The following is a 16978-nucleotide window of genomic DNA, read 5'->3' as shown; positions in this document are numbered from 1 at the left end:
AGATAGATGATGCCAGCTTTATTTTTATCATAATATAAAATTTTTTTTTCTATCTATGCATTTAACGGAAGAACCAAAAAATTTATAATCATAATCATGTTTACTGGTGTACGTGTACTCCTTAATGGTCGAAGGAATAGCATCCGTTGGCTTGCAGACCTTGTTGCCCTTATAAGAGAGTGTTCCTGTGGTGGTTCCTGTGGAGGTAGCCCCTGTCTTCCATTCCGAGCAAGAGTTGTCGTTACGGGCGAAGTCGAAGTCGGACATCAAGAAGGTGGCGTTCACAGCTGCCTTATGGGCGTCGTTTACTTTCTCGAAAGCATCTAAGCGCTCTTCCTTCGTCACGATAATCCATGTAGCGTAGGCGGTAGAGTCGCCCTCCAACCAAGCAGCGCTTGAGAGTTTGGCATATGCCTTCTGGTTTGCACCTAACGCCACCACTTTATAGGTTTTATTATACATAGTGCTACCTGAAGTTGTAGCTTTTGAAGTAATCACATAGCCGTCACCCTGCTTCGTGGCGGTGAAGGAAGATCCATTTTGGTCAACAAAATAATTGCCCTTGTCATGCACCGAGTTTTTTCCATCCATCAAGGTCAGCTTTCCAGTGGAAGAACCACTTTCCTGCTTCACCTGTGAGGTAAGCGTGAAGGTGCCACTTCCATAATTCAGCGTAAACGGCACACCCTCCACGTTCATGGTAGCCTCGGTGCCCCAGCGGCCACCCTTACCAAGAAACTGCTTGGTACCTACGTTATAAAGGTAAACGGTTTGGTCATTGGCGGCTTCAGGTGTACAGCCTGTCCATGCTGTGTTGGACTGTTCACCCTCTTTGCCACTTGTTCCTGTTCCAGTAGTCTGTGCAAAACACGTCTGTGCTGTGGCAGCTACCATAAGTGCTGTCACGAAAAGTTTAGCCTTGCGCTTGGATATACCGCAGCGCAATAAACCTGTTGGGAAATGTTTTAATCTCATTTTCTAGTTAATTTATCGTCTTACTTGCTAATGAATTATCTTTCTCTGTATATATTCTACATCTGTGCGGCGACACTGACTTACTGATGCCTTTTCTCTTCTATACTGTGCTGCCTCGGCTTTGCTTTAGTGGGCTTGCGCCTCTTGTTCGTTTTATAGCCTTAGCTTACTTAGCATTAATAAAATTGTATTTCAGATGTCTAACGCATTTATGCGCCGCTTTTATGTATATGCTTTATCAGCAGTGGCGTCCGCATTTCTGTTTCAGCCTCTGGCTTTTATTGACTCGATTTTTATATAATCGATGCAAAGTTAGTGACTTTTTCCGTAGGAGATTGTGTTTGTTGTGAGAAAAAATTAATGTGTTATGATATTTTAACAGAGAGGAGGGCTGGTGTCATGTGATTTAAAAACCCATCCTGACCTCAAACCCATCCTGACCTTAAACCCATCCTGACCTTCCCCAAGGGAAGGAACAAGTTACTTTGCATCTTGATTTCAGCCAATCACATCAGCCCCCACCTAGCCTCCCCCGAAGGGGAGGGACGGTTACTCCTCTTTATGATAACCGATGACAGACTGATAACCGATGACAGACTGATAACCGATGACAGACTGATAACCGATGACAGACTGATAACCGATGGTAGACTGATTGCCTAAGGTATCTGTCCCTCCCCTGAAGGGTAACCCATCCTAACCTTCCCCAAGGGAAGGAACAGGTTACTCTGGTTACTGACTTCAGCCCCCACCTAGCCTCCCCCGAAGGGGAGGGACGGTTACACTTGACTGTTTGATTATCAAAGGATTATCCGTAATTAGAGTATCTGTCCCTCCCCTTCGGGGGAGGCTAGGTGGGGGCTGATGCCAGTGTGTGTTCGTATTTTTGCCCAGCTTTGTCTGATATCAGATGAGGAGCCATTAAGAAGGCAAGTCATTGCCATGAAGTCAGAACAGGAGTTCTTCGTCTTCGGTTCAACAGCCGGTGAAGCCATTTTCCTTAGACTTCTCCTGGGTAAATAGATAGTATACGGCGCGTGCCGTGGTGCATACCTCCCCTTTGGAGTTCTCCAGCGTGAGTTCTACGAAAGCCAGGTTGCGCTTCTGTTCGGTGATATGTCCGCGGAGAGTGATCTGCGAGTCGGTGGTGAGCACGGGGCGGCGGTATGACAGTTCCAGCTTCGATGTGACGCCCATGACCTGCAGTTTCCTGAACACCACCCATGCCGCCGTCTCGTCGAGCAGCGTTGCCTGTATTCCTCCGTGCAGCGTGTTTCGCCATCCCTGGTATTCGCCGTCGGGTTTCCAGAAGCACACTACGTCGTCGCCGTCTTCATAGAAGTCCATGTGTACGCCGTGGTCATTGTCTTTGCAGCAGCCGAAGCAGTGGAATCCTTCCATGCCGGCGAACGGGTTAGTTATCTTTCTCATAAGCGGGTTGTTGTTTCGTTATTTATAATAATGTGATAGCAAAAGTAATGATTTTTCGGGTAATGGCAAAGGAATAGGATGGTTTGTTTTGGTTTTTCGAAGAAAACATAGATAAGCCCCTGGGTGGTTAATACGAATTGAATAACAGCCCCCATCCTAGCCTCAAACCCATCCTAACCTTCCCCAAGGGAAGGAACAGGTTACTCTGCTTACTGACTTGAGCCCCCACCTAGCCTCCCCCGAAGGGGAGGGACGGTTACACTTGACTGTTTGATGATCAAAGGATTATCCGTAATTAGAGTATCTGTCCCTCCCCTTCGGGGGAGGTTAGGTGGGGGCCGATGTCAGTGTGTTTGTATGATAGTCCTGTGTTTTGTAGAAGAAAACCAGGATAAACCCAATGTTGGTTCAATACGTATTGAATAACAGCACCCACCTAGCCTTCCCGGAGGGTAACCCATCCTAACCTTCCCCAAGGGAAGGAACGAGTTACTCTGCTTACTGACTTCAGCCCCCACCTAGCCTCCCCCGAAGGGGAGGGACGGTTACACTTGACTGTTTGATTATCAAAGGATTATCCGTAATTAGAGTATCTGTCCCTCCCCTTCGGGGGAGGTTAGGTGGGGGCTGATGTCAGTGTGTTTGTATGATAGTCCTGTGTTTTGTAGAAGAAAACCAGGATAAACCCAATGTTGGTTCAATACGTATTGAATAACAGCACCCACCTAACTTTCCTGAAGGGTAACCCATCCTAACCTTCCCCAAGGGAAGGAACAGGTTACTCTGGTTACTGACTTCAGCCCCCACCTAACCACAAACCCATCCTAACCTTCCCAAAGGGAAGGAACGAGTTACTCTGGTTACTGACTTCAGCCCCCACCTAGCCTCCCCCGAAGGGGAGGGATGGTTACACTTGACTGTTTGATTGTCAAAGGATTATCCGTAATCAGAGTATCTGTCCCTCCCCTTCGGGGGAGGTTAGGTGGGGGCTGATAGCCTTTAGCTGGAGTAACCAGTTCCTTCCCTTGGGGAAGGTTAGGATGGGTTTGAGGCTAGATGGGGGCTAAAATCAGTATGCGGAGTTATATTAGTTGTTTCCCTACAGTTCAAAACTACATATTCCTTCTAAAAAAACATCAGGTTTGCCCATTATCAATCCGCATATTACTTCCAAAAAGAGAAAACTTGCAGACAGGCAGGGCGAGAAGACCGTCGGAACAATACAGGAAAAAATCGCCGTTGTAACAGAAATGTAATATCTGTTTAAACTGCTTGTAATATTGCCAAAGTAATTTTGCAAGCGGATAAATATATTAATTATGGAAACAATCTACTTTGTGATAGTCGCATTCCTGCTCTTGCTGGCAGTGTTCGACTTGTTTGTGGGAGTGAGCAACGACGCTGTGAACTTCCTGCAGTCAGCCATAGGTGCCAAGGTGGCACGCTTCAGGACTGTCCTTGTTGTAGCGTCGGCAGGAGTCCTCATAGGAGCGGTGATGAGCGCCGGAATGATGGACGTGGCACGCCATGGCATCATGCACCCCGCCAACTACACCTTCGCCGAGGTGATGACGATATTGCTGGCGGTGATGGTTACCGACGTGGTGGTGCTCGACATCTTCAACACCCTCGGCATGCCAACCTCCACCACCGTGTCGCTCGTCTTCGAGCTTCTCGGTGCCACCTTCATCCTGGCACTCTTCAAGATGAACGCCGACCCGTCGCTCATGATTACTGACCTGATGAACTCCAGCAAGGCGCTGAGCGTCATCATAGCCATCTTCGTGTCGGTGGCGATAGCCTTCTTCTTCGGTACCGCCGTGATGTGGCTCTCGCGACTCGTCTTCACCTTCAGATACAAGAAACACCTGCGCTATAGCATCGCCATCTTCGGCGGTATAGCATTCACAGCCCTCGCATACTTCATCTTCATCAAGGGACTCGGCGGTTCGCCGTTCATCAGCGACGCCACAAAAAACTGGATAAATGACAACACCCAGATGCTGCTGGTCGTAGTGTTTGTGGCTTCCACCATCCTCAACGAGATACTCTATCTGCTGCGCGTGAATGTTTTCAAGATAATAGTGCTGCTCGGAACCTTCGCCCTGGCAATGGCTTTCGCCGGCAACGACCTCGTGAACTTCATCGGAGTGCCCCTCGCCGGTCTCGACTCCATGCAGGACTTCATGGCAAACGGCAACGGCGACCCCAATGCCTTCATGATGACCTCGCTGATGACCTCGGCAAAGAGTCCGCTGATATATCTGGTGCTGGCAGGAATAATAATGATCGTTGCGATGGCGACATCAAAGAAAGCACAGAATGTGGTGAAGACCAGCGTAGACCTGAGCCGTCAGGACGAAGGCGACGAGATGTTCGGATCATCAAAAGTAGCCCGCTCCATCGTGCGCGCCGTGCAGGATATGGGCAACGGACTCTCGAAAATCATGCCAAGCTCTTCGACGAAATGGATTGACAGCAGATTCAACAAAGAAGAAATGGAGCTCGCCCAGGGAGCAGCCTTCGATGAAGTGAGAGCCGCTGTGAACCTCGTGCTCGCCGCCATGCTCATCATCATCGGAACGAACTACAAACTGCCGCTCTCCACCACCTATGTCACCTTCATGGTGGCAATGGGAACATCGCTCGCCGACAAGGCATGGAGCCGCGACAGTGCTGTGTTCCGCGTCACCGGAGTGCTGTCGGTAATCGGCGGATGGTTCGTCACTGCAGGAGTAGCCTTCGCCGCCTGTGCATTGGTTTGCACGATGATGCATTTCGGAGGATTCGTGGTGATGATAGCCTTCATGGTGCTCGACATCTATCTGCTCTGGCGTAGCGGTCAGGCATACAAGAAGAAGAGTTCCGAGGACAAGAAGGATGATATTTTCAACCTGATGATGCGCACGAAAGACAAGGATATCGTATGGGACCTGCTGCGCAAGCATGTGGGACGCACACAGAGCTTCGTGACACGCTTCACCTGTGATGTGTTCAACAAAATCGTGGACGGCGTGAGCAACGAAAGACTCAAGGAACTCAAGGTGAGCTACAGAGAGGTGAACAGCGAGCGCGAAACGCTGAAGAAGCTACGCCGACAGGAATTCCTCGCCATGCGCCGCATTCCGGAGCGCATAGCATTGGAGCGCAACACGTGGTTCCATCTGGGAGTGAACTGCAACCAGCAGTATATGTACTGCCTGCGCCGTATGCTCGACCCGATAAAGGAGCATCTCGACAACAACTTCCAGCCGATGCCAAAGGAGTATATCGACGAGTTTGAGGAGGTGCGCCGCCGCATCAACGAGCTGATGAGTCACACGGAGCAGATGATATCGACAAACCGCTACGACCTCTACCGCGAGACGCTGACCATCGGCGACGAGTGTAAAGACGAGCTGTCGGCACTCCGCGACCGCCATATCAACCGTATGCAGCAGGATGTCAACGCCGCCCAAAACCTGAAGGTGTCGATGCTCTATCTGAACATGCTGCAGGAGAGCCAGGAACTGATAAGCATCATGCGCCATCAGCTGAGGGCAGCACGCAAGTTCCTGGAAGAGGATAAAGTGTGAGAGGTGTGATGACTTCAGCCCCCCACCTGACCTCAAACCCATCCTGACCTTCCCCAAGGGAAGGAATAAGTTACTTCGGCTATTGACTTCAGCCCCCACCTAACCTCCCCCGTAGGGGAGGGACGGTTACTCTTGACTGTTTGATTATCAAAGGATTATCCATAATCAGAGTATCTATCCCTCCCCTTCGGGGGAGGCTACGTGGGGGCTGATGTCAGAATGCGGAGTTATAATAAGTATTTTTCTTAAGTCAATTGGCACGTAAATCAGCGGAAAAGTATTATATTTGCAAGTCATAAAGTCAATCCCCAATAACCATACCATGACAGGCGACTGGAAATACCTTTTCATCACATACGGAATGGCCATCATGTTCTATTCGATGATGGCATGGCTCTTCTGGTTCCGATCCAAAGGGCGGGCAAAACACATGATAGCCTTCATCATGCTGATGATAGCGCTGCAGAATGTGAAAGACCTCGCCATCATAGACACCGACAACGCCTACGACCCCTCGCTGTCGGCAATCGCCACATGTGTAGACATCATCGCCGTGCCGATATACGGCTTCATCCTCGTGGAACTGTGCCGGCCGGGATGGATAAAGACGAGGTGGATGGTGATGACAGAAGTGCCGTTCGTGGTGATGTCGCTGCTCTATGTAGTGACGCATAACGACCTCTTCTATATGCTCCTCTGGCTGTTGTCGCTCGCCTATGGCCTGTGGTGCATCGTCTGGGTGGCACACGACCTGCCACGCTATCACCGCTGGCTCAAGAACGAATACTCATATCAGGAGAACATCAACCTGCACTGGCTGAGAGGAGTGACACTGCTCTTCTTCATAATCCTCTGCATCTGGGTGGTGGACTGCATATATCCCTCCACCCTCATCGACACCATATATATATTGTCGTCGCTCGTGGGATGGATGGTGGTGTGCTACTTCATCAACAGACAGGAGCTGGTGATAAAAGAAGTGATAGACTCATTGCCGACCGAAACCGCCGAGCCCCTTGCCCCTGCTGCTGCCGACGGAGAGACGGAAGAAAGCGACAACGAACGCATCAAGCTACTTTCAGAACAGCTTGAGAAACTCTTCACTGTAGATAAGGTTTATCTCGAACCGCGACTGCGCCTCGTGGACCTGGCACAGAAGTTGGGCACCAACCGAACATACCTCAGCAACTTCTTCAACAAGGAGAGGCAGACCACCTTCTATGAGTTTGTGAACGGCTACCGCATCTCCCACTCGGAGAATCTGCTCACTACCACAGACTACACCCTGGATGTGGTGGCGGAATTGTCGGGATTCAACTCCCTTTCCACCTTCCGCCGCGCCTTTTCGGTGAAAAACAACTGTAGTCCGCAGGAGTACCGGAGTGTCAATACGTCAAATTGTCAGAATTGACGGCCATTGTAAATGCCGCTGAATCAATGCTTTGTACGCATTGACACACCATTTTTACCGTTTGACACTCTGAAAAGGACGAATATTTGTAAATTTGCGCTGTATGTTAAGACATACTTATACAAAGGACCAACTATCCATATATACGACAGACGCAAAGACTTTTACTGGCGAGTAACAGCAATAGCTGAAAAAAATACGTAGAATACCAACCGGAGACTATCTATACTTGGATGATTTAAAAGGGAAGCCCGGCGGCAGCGGTGCCGTCGGGTTATTTTGTGTTGATAAAAAGACAATATTTGTCCTTATTTTGGGCACGGTGCTTGCCCATGTTGGGCACGGTGCTTACCCCGGTTGGGCAACGTGCTTGCCCCGGTTGGGCACGGTTGCTGTCCAAAATGTGCCCAAAATGTAGGTGCTTCAGCAATCATAAATCCATGCAAATCCGATTGCCAGAAGGGTATAAAAAAAGGTCGGATATGTTTCGCAACATAACCCGACCGACATGTTTTCTAACTAACTTATTATCAACTATTCATTACTCTTTTTGAATTCACGCTGCAAAGTTAATGCTAAAAGTGGCAATGTCATACCCCTTTTGGGATAAAATAACACGCAAACGTTTGCAGAATCAAACAAAATGTCTAAATTTGCATACTGATTATAGTACGACTTATATGTAGTATCATATCACCGGCGTATGACACCAACAGAGGCGGTGTTTTTTTTTTGTATAGACTTGTTCATTACATCATAAAGAATTTATATGAAACAGCATAGAGTATCGCTAAAAGACCTGGCGGCGCAGCTCGGAGTCAGCATCGCCACTGTTTCACGAGCCTTGCGCAACAGCCATGAAGTGGGCGAAGAGCTCAGAGAGCGGGTGCAGAAGCTCGCCAAAGAGCTGAACTATCGTCCAAATCCATTCGCACAGAGCCTCAGAAGCGAAGCACCGAAGGTGATAGGAGTGGTAGTGCCCAATCTCGTGACCCATTACTATTCAGCTGTACTCGACGGAATAGAAGACTATGCCTCGCAGGAAGGATATTTGGTGATGGCTATAAACAGCCACGAAGACTATCTGAAGGAAGAGAAGGCTATCGACAACTTCATAAACATGCACGTGGAAGGAATCATAGCCTGTCTGTCGCAAGACACCACAGACTATTCCCACTTCGAGGAGATACACAAGATGGGAATCCCCCTTGTGTTCTTCGCCCGCACCTGCATGCCGGAACTCTTCTCACAAGTGGTGGCAAACGGTGACGAGGCAGCGCAGCAGGCAACGGAGCATCTCATCAAGACCGGCAGCAGGAGAGTAGCGTTTCTCGGAGGTCCCAACCACCTCGACATGGTGAAGCGGCGCAAGCACGGATATCTGGAGGCGCTCAAGGCAAACAAGATACCGATAGACAGAGATATCATAGTGTGCGGCAAAATAAACTTCGCACTGGCACAGCAGCAGACGATACGCCTGTTGAAGAAGGAAAACCGCCCCGATGCCATCCTTGCCTTCAACGACATCATCACCTATGCCGCCTTCACAGCGGTAAAGTCGTTGGGACTGCGGATTCCGGAGGATGTGGCGATAATCGGTTTCACCGACACCGAGGCATCTGAATATGTCACACCGAAGCTCTCCACGATAGAAGACCAGTCGCATAAGACAGGAACCCTGGCCTGCGAACTGCTGATGAGAGTGATAAAGGGCGACACGAAGCGCTACCACGAGGTGGTGCCGATGAAACTCATGATAAGGGAGAGCTCGGCAAAGATAAAAGATAGCAAGCAGTCATAAAACCGCTGCATCAAGCGGTATTACTTAAGGAAAAAGATTATTCATATTTGTGATGCGCCCCCAGCATCGTCATGCCGGAGCGCGTCATGATATTACACAAACTACAATCAACAAAAGTTTCAAGCACATGAAGAAAAATTTCGCATTGGCAGCCCTTGCTGCTGCCGTGATGATGTCGTGCGGCTCTACAAAGAGCGTTGGCGACGCTACAGCTCTCAACGGAGAGTGGAATATAATGGAAGTGAACGGTTCTAAGGTGGACAAGGCAGATGTGGAGGAAGCTCCATTCCTGGGTTTCGATGCCAAGGACAACAACGTGTATGGCTGTACGGGATGCAACAGACTGACAGGAACACTGAAGGTGAAGGGCAACGGTGGCATCGACTTCGGTCAGATGGGCTGCACACGGATGCTCTGCGCCAACATGGAAGTGGAGCGCCAGGTGCTCGACGCTCTCGGAAAGACAGCCAAGTATTCTCTCGACGGCACTGGCAAACTCACGCTCACCGACAAGAGCGGCAAGACCGTGATATTGCTGGAGAAGAGAAAGTAAGAGACAATCCCGTCTTATAGAATCAGCCCCTCCCTTTTCGCATTGCGCAAGAAAGGAGGGGCTGATAATTTAACCCAAATCGGTCATTAGGCCGTTTATTGTATTTTTTAATTACTGCTTGCAGTCTTTTGTTTTTTATAAGGCGTCTTTTGTCTGTTTTTAATTCGCAATAGCTCGCTATTACTCATTAAAAGCCAAACAAAATCCACTCTTCTAAAAGAACAAAATCCAAGCAAGCCCTAACGACCGATTCGGGTTTAATATAACGACCTATTCGGGATTAATCATCGCTTTGTGTGGTTCACTCCTGCCATGATATGGCGAATTTCTCAATGCCGAGCGCCTTCAGCATCTTTCCGAATTGCAGAGAGGCATTCTCCCTTGCCGTTTTGATGTTCTCTTCAGTGAGGCAGCGCGTCAGCATCTTGGCGTAGGCACGGTGGTATAGGGAGTCGCGGTCGGCATCCGTCCAGCTGCCCGTCTCTATGAAAGCCTTTGTCCGTGCCTCGTCGATGAAATCCTTGTCGAGCAGTTCAATCTTCGGCAGCGCCACCAACACACTGTCCCCCTGCTGACGAATCCAGCGAGGCGACACATCATGCATGTTGATGCCAAGACTCAGTTTGCCGTAGTATATCCTCACCAGTTTGTCGTCGCGCAGGAATCCTCTCTTGATGGTGTCCACCAGTTCCTCGTCGTTTACGGAGAGGAATTCCCATTCTCCGATCTGTTTCATCGACGTTATGATGGTAGGCGTCACATCGATCCTGTCGTCCACCTCCAGCCTTGCCGATGAAGTCTTCGCCGTATGGCAGAAGCCAAACACCAATACCACCACGGCAATCACCGCCACTGCCCATAGCATGATGTTCAGTTTTGTGAGCGTTATCTTGTTTTTTCCGGTCTTGTCCATAATATCCCATTCCTATATTCTTTCCGCATCACTTGCGGTCACAATCATTTTCTTTATCTCGTTGTCGGAGAAATCCTTGCGGAACGATATCGTTATGTCCTTCTCGTTGAATCCCATTCCCAAGAAGAAAGGCACCATCACCCTTGCCGCACTCTCCTTTGCCATCTCCATGATGCCCGTCTGCGGGATGTCGTTGATGATAGCCTGTCGCCCCTGCTGTTCATAGCCCGCCATCTCCTTGTCGGAGAAATTCTGTCGGGTCAGAGCCACATATTTTCTTATCTCGCCGTGGTTGATGCGGCTCGATGTCATCTCGATGCGAGGGTCGGGGAGCGTGACGTCAATCTTGTCTCCGACGCGGCGGACGTTCTTCTCAGAGAACGAGGAGAGATCGATATACGCCTTCACCGTGGCGTCGATAGGTATGGCGATCTTTCGGGAGCCCATGGGCAGCGCCACGTCGTAGTCCTGGTTGAGGAACTTGCCCTTCATGCGTATTTCGTCATCGTGGGTTATTATCTTGTGCATCTTGTATTCCGCGGTATACAGGCGCGAACACTTCTGCACCTGCATCACCAGCATCGGTATGGTGTCAACAGATTCAGGCTGCTGCCGGGGAGTCTGCTTCCGGGAGCACCCGGCCATGGCTAGTGCTGCAAAGACAATAAGAAAGTTAAAGTATAGTCTGTTCATCATTTCGTTTCAATGCTATTTGGATTGTCGAATATATGCAAAGTTAATGAAAAAAAACGTTTGATGAGGCTTTGTGTACCTAATTCTTTCAAAGGTAAAGCATTTTTAGGACTTTACTTCACGCTGGCTCGTTTTTTTGCATTACCTTTGCAGACAGTGACTTGCATACGCCGGATAGTGGGCAGTATGCTTTTATTTGAAAAGGACATAAGAATGAAGAAAACCGTATTTTTCGCCATTGCGGCACTTTGTCTGCTTGGCATCACCTCGTGTGAGGAGAAAAAAAAGACAAAAGATATAATAGCCACGAAACCCGTTGTAAAGCCCGTTCAGAGCGGTCCGAAGAAGATGTCGGAGTTTGAGCGCACAGAAAAGGTGGAGTGGGGCGGCGAGACCTATAAGGTGACCGTGAAGCGCAGCGCCACAGACAATGAGTTTACCGACGACAACGGCAAGCGGTATTATGACAACCGCTTCATGCTGACGATCATCAGACCCGACGGTTCGGAGTTCGTAAGGCGTGAACTCACCAAGGCGGCATACTCCAACATTGTGGATGCTTCCTATCTCGCCAAGTCTACAGCCCTCGGTCTGGCATTCCTTGAGGTGAAAGACGGAAGACTCGTGTTCCTCGGCAGCGTGGGATGTCCTGATGAGCTCAGCGATGACTATATCCCAATCTCCATCACCATCTCCCGCGACGGCAGCTTCTCTATGAAGCAGAGCGACACCAATGGCGAGAGTTCAAGCGATGACGAGGGAGTGTAAGGGCGTTTAGTCCCTGTCCAGCCCGTCAACTTTATAAAGCAGATATAAACCCAAATCGGTCATTAGGCCGTTTAATGTCATATTTTACAACTGCTTGCAGTCTTTTGCTTTTTATAAGGTGTCTTTTGCCTGTTTTTAATTCGCAATAGCTCGCTATTACTCATTAAAAGCCAAACAAAATCCACTCTTCTAAAAAGCAAAATACAAGCAAGCCCTAATGACCGCTTTGGGATAAAAATAAAAAACGGCATAATGACTGTGACTGGGGGCTTATCCCCAATCGGTGATTATGCCGTTTTTCTGATTATCTTTTTATCTAATTATCTTATCGTCAGCTCCACAGGACAGTGGTCGGAGCCGAATATTTCCGTGTGTATCTTTGCACCCACGAGGCGGTCGTTGAGCCTTGCCGATGTGATGAAATAGTCTATGCGCCACCCTGCGTTCTTCTCCCTCGCATGAAAGCGGTATGACCACCAGGAGTATATCTCCTTCTGGTCAGGATAGAAGAAACGGAAGGTGTCGGTGAATCCACTGTTGAGCAGCGTCGTCATCTTGTTGCGCTCCTCGTCGGTGAATCCCGCATTGCGGCGGTTTGTCTTGGGGTTCTTCAAGTCAATCTCCTCGTGAGCCACGTTCAGGTCGCCACAGAAAATCACCGGCTTCTTTTCGTCCAGTTTCTTGATATAAGCCAGAAAGTCATCCTCCCATGTCATACGGTAGTCCAGTCGGCGCAGCTCATTCTGTGAGTTTGGCACGTAAACGGTGACAAGAAAGAAATCCGGCATCTCCAGCGTAATCACTCTTCCCTCGTGGTCGTGTTCCTCCACTCCTATGCCGTACGACACGTTCAGCGGTTCGTGTCTGGTGAATATCGCCGTACCGGAGTATCCCTTCTTTTCGGCATAGTTCCAATACGACTTGTAACCCTCGAAGCAGATGTCGAGTTGTCCCTCCTGCATCTTCGTTTCCTGCAGACAAAAGAAGTCAGCGTCGAGTTCTTTGAATATTTCGCTGAATCCTTTTCCCACGCAGGCTCTCAGTCCGTTGACGTTCCATGATATCAATTTCATAATAGCATTTTTTTTTGATAAAATCCTCACGCTCTGAAATGTGAATACATTCCCATGTCTCTCGCTTAATAGGATTTTTAGTTGGTAAACAGTGTACTAATCTCCTCGTCAACTCGTTAACTTGTCAACTTGTCAACTTGTGTATAAATAAGGGCGGACCTGATGCAGCCCGCCCCGATTATAGATGATTTTATTACTGATTTAAAATTGCGTTCAATAGCGCATTGTTTAGAACTTCGCCATTTTGATGGCGTCGATTGCACATTCGTCACCCTTGTTGCCGTATTTGCCTCCACATCTGTCGAGCGCCTGCTGCATGTCGAGTGTGGTGAGCAATCCGTAGATTACAGGAATCTCGCTCTTGGCGTTGAGTCTTGCGATACCGTAGGTCACGCCCTGACAGATGTAGTCGAAGTGTGGAGTCTCACCCTTTATCACGCTTCCCAGGATGATGATGGCGTCGTATCCGCCGTTGAGAGTCATCTGGTGTGCACCATAGATAAGTTCGAAACTTCCCGGCACCGTCTTCACGTGTATGTTTTCAGGCAGAGCGCCATGCTTCTCAAGCGTGCTCATACATCCGTTGAGCAGTGCGCCCGTAATCTCAGGGTTCCACTCTGCCACTACGATGCCGAAGCACATATTGCTCGCGTCGGGTATCTTGTCAAACTCGTAGTCAGACAAGTTGTGTAATGCTGTTGCCATTATTTTGTTGTAGCTCTTTCGATATATTTGTCTATCTGCTGATAAGCGGCAGAGTTGACATACTTCTTCTTGATGTCCTGATAGATCTGCAGAGCCTCGTCCTTCTTGTTCTGGCTCTCAAGGATTTCGCCAGCCTTGATGAGGAAAGTAGGAGAGATACTGTTGTTGGTGTTGTCCTCAGCCTCGTCGTCAGCCATCTTGGCAGCCTTCTTGAAAGACTCCACAGCCTTGTCGAGCTGGTTCAGGTGAGCGTAAGCGTCACCCAGGGCAGCCACTGCAGCAGGGCTGATCATCATGTCGTCGGCAGAAGAATAGTTCTCCAGATAGCTGGCAGCCTCTTTCCATTTGTCGAGGTTTGCGCAGCAGAGTCCGGCATAGAGGTTAGCCAGATTGCCAGCCTTAGTTCCGCTATAGTCAGAAGTGATGGCCTTGAAACCCTTGAATCCGGCACCGTCGCCATTGAAAGCCTTGTCAAACTGCTGGTTTGCGAAGTAATCCTGACCCTTGGCGATTGCAGTGCTTGCCTCGTCCTCTCTTGGCTCAGCATAGTAAGTCTTGTAAGCCAGATAGCCAGCGATGATGATGATGATTGCTAACACACCGTAGATGAGAGCCTTCCTGTTCTTGATGAGGGCAGCCTCTTTCTTGTTCAGAGCGTTGTCTTTGTTCTCAGCGCCCTTTTTTTCAACTGATATTGCCATTTTATGATTTTGTTTATTATTCCTAATTTATAAAGCGTGGCAAAATTACGTAAATATTCTCATATATTGAAATTTATGATTGTTTTTTTTCTTTCTTGACTCATAAACCTTTAACTTTGCAGTGATAAAACAATCATTTTCGCCATGCCAGCCCTGTTGGCAGAGGTTAGTGGAGACCATGCGAGAGGCAGCGGGCACCACGGAAAAAGATTGTGAGACAATAAATTTGATAATCAGAAAATACTCCGGAAAGAAAGTCATGTATCTAAAGAACATCAATATTCTCGGCTATAAGAACATAAGGGAATCATCGCTCCAGCTCTCGCCGGGCATCAACTGCTTCATCGGTTCAAACGGAGAGGGCAAGACGAATTTCCTCGATGCCGTGTATTATCTTTCTTTCTGTCGCAGTGCCACCAGTTCCGTAGACTCCACGGTAATCAACCACGACTCGGATTTCTGTGTAATCGAGGGAGTGTATGAAAACGAGGCTGGCGACGAACTGGATATCTATACCGGCATGAAGCGCGGAGTGAAGAAACGTTTCCGTCGCAACAAGAAAGACTACAAGCGGCTGTCGGAACATATCGGACTCATTCCGCTGATAATGATTTCCCCCTCAGACACATATCTCATCGAGGGAGCGAGCGACGAGCGGAGGCGCTTGATGGACGTGGTGATATCGCAGACCGACGCCACATATCTGCAGGCTCTGTCGAGATATAACAAGGCATTGCAGCAGCGCAACTCCCTCCTGAAGATGGAAGAAGAACCAGACGACGCACTGCTCGACATCTGGGAGGAACAGATGGCGAAGGAGGGCGAACTGATATACGAGAAGCGAAAGGCCTTCGTCAGCGAGCTGCTGCCACAGTTTCAGGATTACCATACACGAATCTCCGGCGGCAAGGAGAAGGTGAGTCTCAACTATGTGTCGCACTGTCAGCGCGGTCCGCTGCTCGATGTTATCCGTCGCGACAGAATGAAAGACCGTGCCGTGGGATATTCCCTGCATGGCGTACACCGGGATGACCTGGAGATGCTTCTCGATGGCTTCCCGATGAAGCGCGAGGGCAGTCAGGGGCAGAACAAGACCTTCGTGGTGGCGCTGAAACTGGCACAGTTCAACTATCTCTCCGCCACAGTGTCGAAGACCTGTCCGATACTTCTCCTCGATGATGTGTTCGACAAGCTCGACGCCATGCGCGTGGAACAGATAGTAAGGCTCGTTTCAGGTGAGGCGTTCGGACAGATATTCATCACCGACACCAACCGCGACCATCTCGACTCTATTCTCGAAGCGAGCGACTCCAGTTACAGGATATTCAATGTGGAGGGGGGAAAGATAGTATAGACCTACATACACACAGCCGGATGGCTGTTTGTAGGGATTGGATTAAGAATCAAAAAAGGAAAGGAGAAAATATATGTTCAGACGTGATGTACAGAATCTTGCCGATGTGCTCAATCTCTGTTTGAGACGCAACGGCCTTGAGACGCCGCTCCTCCAGCATCGTCTTGTAAACGCATGGGATAGGGTCGTGGGGCCGGGCGTGGTGGCATACACCGGAGAGAAGTTCATCAAGAACCAGACCCTGATGGTGAAGATAAAGAATCCCGCCCTTCGTCAAGATCTCTCCATGATGAAGCAGCGGCTCATCACCCGTCTCAATGCCGAGGTGGGCAGCATGATAATAACTGATATAAAGTTTTATTGACCGCAGACCACCATGTCCATCCTGTTGTCATGTTCGTCGGCAGGCACTGCATCTACGAACTGGAACGGGAAACATATACCTATTTTATATGTATTCCCCTTCCTGTTTTCACGCTTTTCATTGACGCCTTTTCCGCTTTCACACTTTTCATTGACGCCCCTCTTTCCGGCAGCGTTCAGAAAGCGGTCGTAATATCCCTTTCCTCTGCCGAGGCGGTTGCCGTCCTTGTCGAAAGCCATTCCCGGAATCACCGCCACGTCGATGTCTTCATAATCAGTGAAGAGTTTTCCGCACGGTTCCATGATGCCGAAGCTACCCACCTCCAGGTCAGCGTCGCCATCGTATTCCCTCAGTTCCATCTCGCAGTCGCTGATCACCTTTGGCAACACGATTTTCTTTCCCTCGCCGTGCAGCCTGTGTATCATATCCATGGTATACACCTCGTCGGGCAGAGAACAATAGAGCATCACCGTTGTTGCCTCCTTGATGCATGGAAGCTCAAGGAGCTTTCCCGTGATTACGGTAGAAAGCGCCTTGAGTTCCTCTTGCGTATGTTGCTTCTTCAGCTGTCTGACAGCCTTTCTCAATTCTGTCTTTGTAAGCATAACCGTTAGTTTTTCTTTGTCAGATTATTATGGTCGGGTTCAGGTCGTCATCCAGT

At 49.2% G+C, this 16978-nt stretch carries 15 protein-coding genes; 7 read left to right on the top strand and 8 right to left on the bottom strand.

Annotated features, from left to right (window positions below; genetic code table 11):
* Positions 1 to 27: 27 nt before the first annotated feature.
* Positions 28 to 975, bottom strand: a complete 948-nt coding sequence (locus ACDC99_RS06550) for a hypothetical protein (RefSeq protein ID WP_370756262.1) — start codon at positions 973 to 975, stop codon at positions 28 to 30.
* A gap of 975 nt (positions 976 to 1950) precedes the next feature.
* Complete coding sequence (locus tag ACDC99_RS06545; RefSeq protein WP_370756261.1) at positions 1951 to 2406, bottom strand: PaaI family thioesterase; 456 nt, start codon at positions 2404 to 2406, stop codon at positions 1951 to 1953.
* Positions 2407 to 3725: 1319 nt separating this feature from the next.
* Here ACDC99_RS06545 and ACDC99_RS06540 point away from each other — a divergent pair.
* From ACDC99_RS06540 to ACDC99_RS06525, 4 genes are all read left to right on the top strand, one after another.
* A complete protein-coding gene (locus tag ACDC99_RS06540) occupies positions 3726 to 5981 on the top strand; it encodes an inorganic phosphate transporter (RefSeq protein WP_370756259.1) in 2256 nt (751 codons plus the stop codon).
* A gap of 322 nt (positions 5982 to 6303) precedes the next feature.
* Positions 6304 to 7392: a helix-turn-helix domain-containing protein gene (locus ACDC99_RS06535; protein ID WP_302414900.1), complete on the top strand. Its 1089-nt coding sequence runs from the start codon at positions 6304 to 6306 to the stop codon at positions 7390 to 7392.
* Between the two features lie 769 nt (positions 7393 to 8161).
* On the top strand, positions 8162 to 9193 hold the full coding sequence (locus ACDC99_RS06530; protein ID WP_044074571.1) for a LacI family DNA-binding transcriptional regulator: 1032 nt from the start codon (positions 8162 to 8164) through the stop codon (positions 9191 to 9193).
* A 127-nt stretch (positions 9194 to 9320) separates the two neighbouring features.
* Positions 9321 to 9746 (top strand): META domain-containing protein, encoded by a 426-nt coding sequence (locus ACDC99_RS06525; protein ID WP_022317670.1) that lies wholly within the window; start codon positions 9321 to 9323, stop codon positions 9744 to 9746.
* A 301-nt stretch (positions 9747 to 10047) separates the two neighbouring features.
* Here ACDC99_RS06525 and ACDC99_RS06520 read toward each other — a convergent pair whose 3' ends face one another.
* Both ACDC99_RS06520 and ACDC99_RS06515 read right to left on the bottom strand, forming a co-directional pair.
* Positions 10048 to 10659, bottom strand: coding sequence for a DUF4230 domain-containing protein (locus ACDC99_RS06520; RefSeq protein ID WP_042518845.1), 612 nt, complete (start codon positions 10657 to 10659; stop codon positions 10048 to 10050).
* A gap of 12 nt (positions 10660 to 10671) precedes the next feature.
* Positions 10672 to 11355: a DUF4230 domain-containing protein gene (locus ACDC99_RS06515; protein WP_370756256.1), complete on the bottom strand. Its 684-nt coding sequence runs from the start codon at positions 11353 to 11355 to the stop codon at positions 10672 to 10674.
* A 210-nt stretch (positions 11356 to 11565) separates the two neighbouring features.
* Between ACDC99_RS06515 and ACDC99_RS06510 the strand changes: the two genes are divergently transcribed.
* Positions 11566 to 12120, top strand: a complete 555-nt coding sequence (locus tag ACDC99_RS06510; protein ID WP_320875254.1) for a DUF4738 domain-containing protein — start codon at positions 11566 to 11568, stop codon at positions 12118 to 12120.
* 320 nt (positions 12121 to 12440) lie between these two features.
* Here ACDC99_RS06510 and ACDC99_RS06505 read toward each other — a convergent pair whose 3' ends face one another.
* The 3 genes from ACDC99_RS06505 to ACDC99_RS06495 all read right to left on the bottom strand — a co-directional run bounded on the left by ACDC99_RS06505 (position 12441) and on the right by ACDC99_RS06495 (position 14599).
* A complete protein-coding gene (locus ACDC99_RS06505) occupies positions 12441 to 13196 on the bottom strand; it encodes an exodeoxyribonuclease III (protein ID WP_197070923.1) in 756 nt (251 codons plus the stop codon).
* A 225-nt stretch (positions 13197 to 13421) separates the two neighbouring features.
* Positions 13422 to 13898 carry a 6,7-dimethyl-8-ribityllumazine synthase gene (ribH, locus tag ACDC99_RS06500; RefSeq protein WP_022317675.1) on the bottom strand — a complete coding sequence of 159 codons (477 nt, stop codon included), beginning with the start codon at positions 13896 to 13898 and terminating at the stop codon, positions 13422 to 13424.
* Positions 13898 to 14599, bottom strand: a complete 702-nt coding sequence (locus tag ACDC99_RS06495) for a tetratricopeptide repeat protein (protein WP_370756255.1) — start codon at positions 14597 to 14599, stop codon at positions 13898 to 13900. The genes ribH and ACDC99_RS06495 overlap by 1 nt, the downstream gene beginning before the upstream one ends.
* A 259-nt stretch (positions 14600 to 14858) precedes the next feature.
* Here ACDC99_RS06495 and recF point away from each other — a divergent pair, with 259 nt between their 5' ends.
* Both recF and ACDC99_RS06485 read left to right on the top strand, forming a co-directional pair.
* On the top strand, positions 14859 to 15953 hold the full coding sequence (gene recF, locus ACDC99_RS06490; protein WP_370756917.1) for a DNA replication/repair protein RecF: 1095 nt from the start codon (positions 14859 to 14861) through the stop codon (positions 15951 to 15953).
* Between the two features lie 73 nt (positions 15954 to 16026).
* The gene (locus tag ACDC99_RS06485) at positions 16027 to 16317 is read left to right on the top strand and encodes a DciA family protein (RefSeq protein WP_288576490.1); all 291 of its coding nucleotides are present in this window, start codon (positions 16027 to 16029) and stop codon (positions 16315 to 16317) included.
* Here the strand turns inward: ACDC99_RS06485 and ACDC99_RS06480 are convergent.
* On the bottom strand, positions 16311 to 16922 hold the full coding sequence (locus ACDC99_RS06480) for a 5-formyltetrahydrofolate cyclo-ligase (RefSeq protein ID WP_278841414.1): 612 nt from the start codon (positions 16920 to 16922) through the stop codon (positions 16311 to 16313). The two genes, ACDC99_RS06485 and ACDC99_RS06480, sit on opposite strands and share 7 nt — an antisense overlap.
* Between the last annotated feature and the right edge of the window lie 56 nt (positions 16923 to 16978).

It is taken from the genome of Prevotella pectinovora (assembly GCF_041323955.1).
GTDB classification, from domain to species: Bacteria; Bacteroidota; Bacteroidia; order Bacteroidales; family Bacteroidaceae; genus Prevotella; species Prevotella pectinovora.
The sequence above is the reverse complement of the archived record's forward strand: the minus strand, read 5'-3'. Positions and strand labels throughout refer to the sequence as shown.

What these genes read in the sequence shown, in the direction of transcription:
- ACDC99_RS06535 (WP_302414900.1), top strand. Translation starts at nt 6,304, where the DNA reads ATGACAGGCGACTGGAAATACCTTTTCATCACATACGGAATGGCCATC.
- ACDC99_RS06480 (WP_278841414.1), bottom strand. Translation starts at nt 16,922, where the DNA reads ATGCTTACAAAGACAGAATTGAGAAAGGCTGTCAGACAGCTGAAGAAG.
- ACDC99_RS06550 (WP_370756262.1), bottom strand. Translation starts at nt 975, where the DNA reads ATGAGATTAAAACATTTCCCAACAGGTTTATTGCGCTGCGGTATATCC.
- ACDC99_RS06530 (WP_044074571.1), top strand. Translation starts at nt 8,162, where the DNA reads ATGAAACAGCATAGAGTATCGCTAAAAGACCTGGCGGCGCAGCTCGGA.
- recF (WP_370756917.1), top strand. Translation starts at nt 14,859, where the DNA reads ATGTATCTAAAGAACATCAATATTCTCGGCTATAAGAACATAAGGGAA.
- ACDC99_RS06520 (WP_042518845.1), bottom strand. Translation starts at nt 10,659, where the DNA reads ATGGACAAGACCGGAAAAAACAAGATAACGCTCACAAAACTGAACATC.
- ACDC99_RS06485 (WP_288576490.1), top strand. Translation starts at nt 16,027, where the DNA reads ATGTTCAGACGTGATGTACAGAATCTTGCCGATGTGCTCAATCTCTGT.
- ACDC99_RS06495 (WP_370756255.1), bottom strand. Translation starts at nt 14,599, where the DNA reads ATGGCAATATCAGTTGAAAAAAAGGGCGCTGAGAACAAAGACAACGCT.
- ACDC99_RS06525 (WP_022317670.1), top strand. Translation starts at nt 9,321, where the DNA reads ATGAAGAAAAATTTCGCATTGGCAGCCCTTGCTGCTGCCGTGATGATG.
- ACDC99_RS06510 (WP_320875254.1), top strand. Translation starts at nt 11,566, where the DNA reads ATGAAGAAAACCGTATTTTTCGCCATTGCGGCACTTTGTCTGCTTGGC.
- ACDC99_RS06545 (WP_370756261.1), bottom strand. Translation starts at nt 2,406, where the DNA reads ATGAGAAAGATAACTAACCCGTTCGCCGGCATGGAAGGATTCCACTGC.
- ACDC99_RS06515 (WP_370756256.1), bottom strand. Translation starts at nt 11,355, where the DNA reads ATGATGAACAGACTATACTTTAACTTTCTTATTGTCTTTGCAGCACTA.
- ribH (WP_022317675.1), bottom strand. Translation starts at nt 13,898, where the DNA reads ATGGCAACAGCATTACACAACTTGTCTGACTACGAGTTTGACAAGATA.
- ACDC99_RS06540 (WP_370756259.1), top strand. Translation starts at nt 3,726, where the DNA reads ATGGAAACAATCTACTTTGTGATAGTCGCATTCCTGCTCTTGCTGGCA.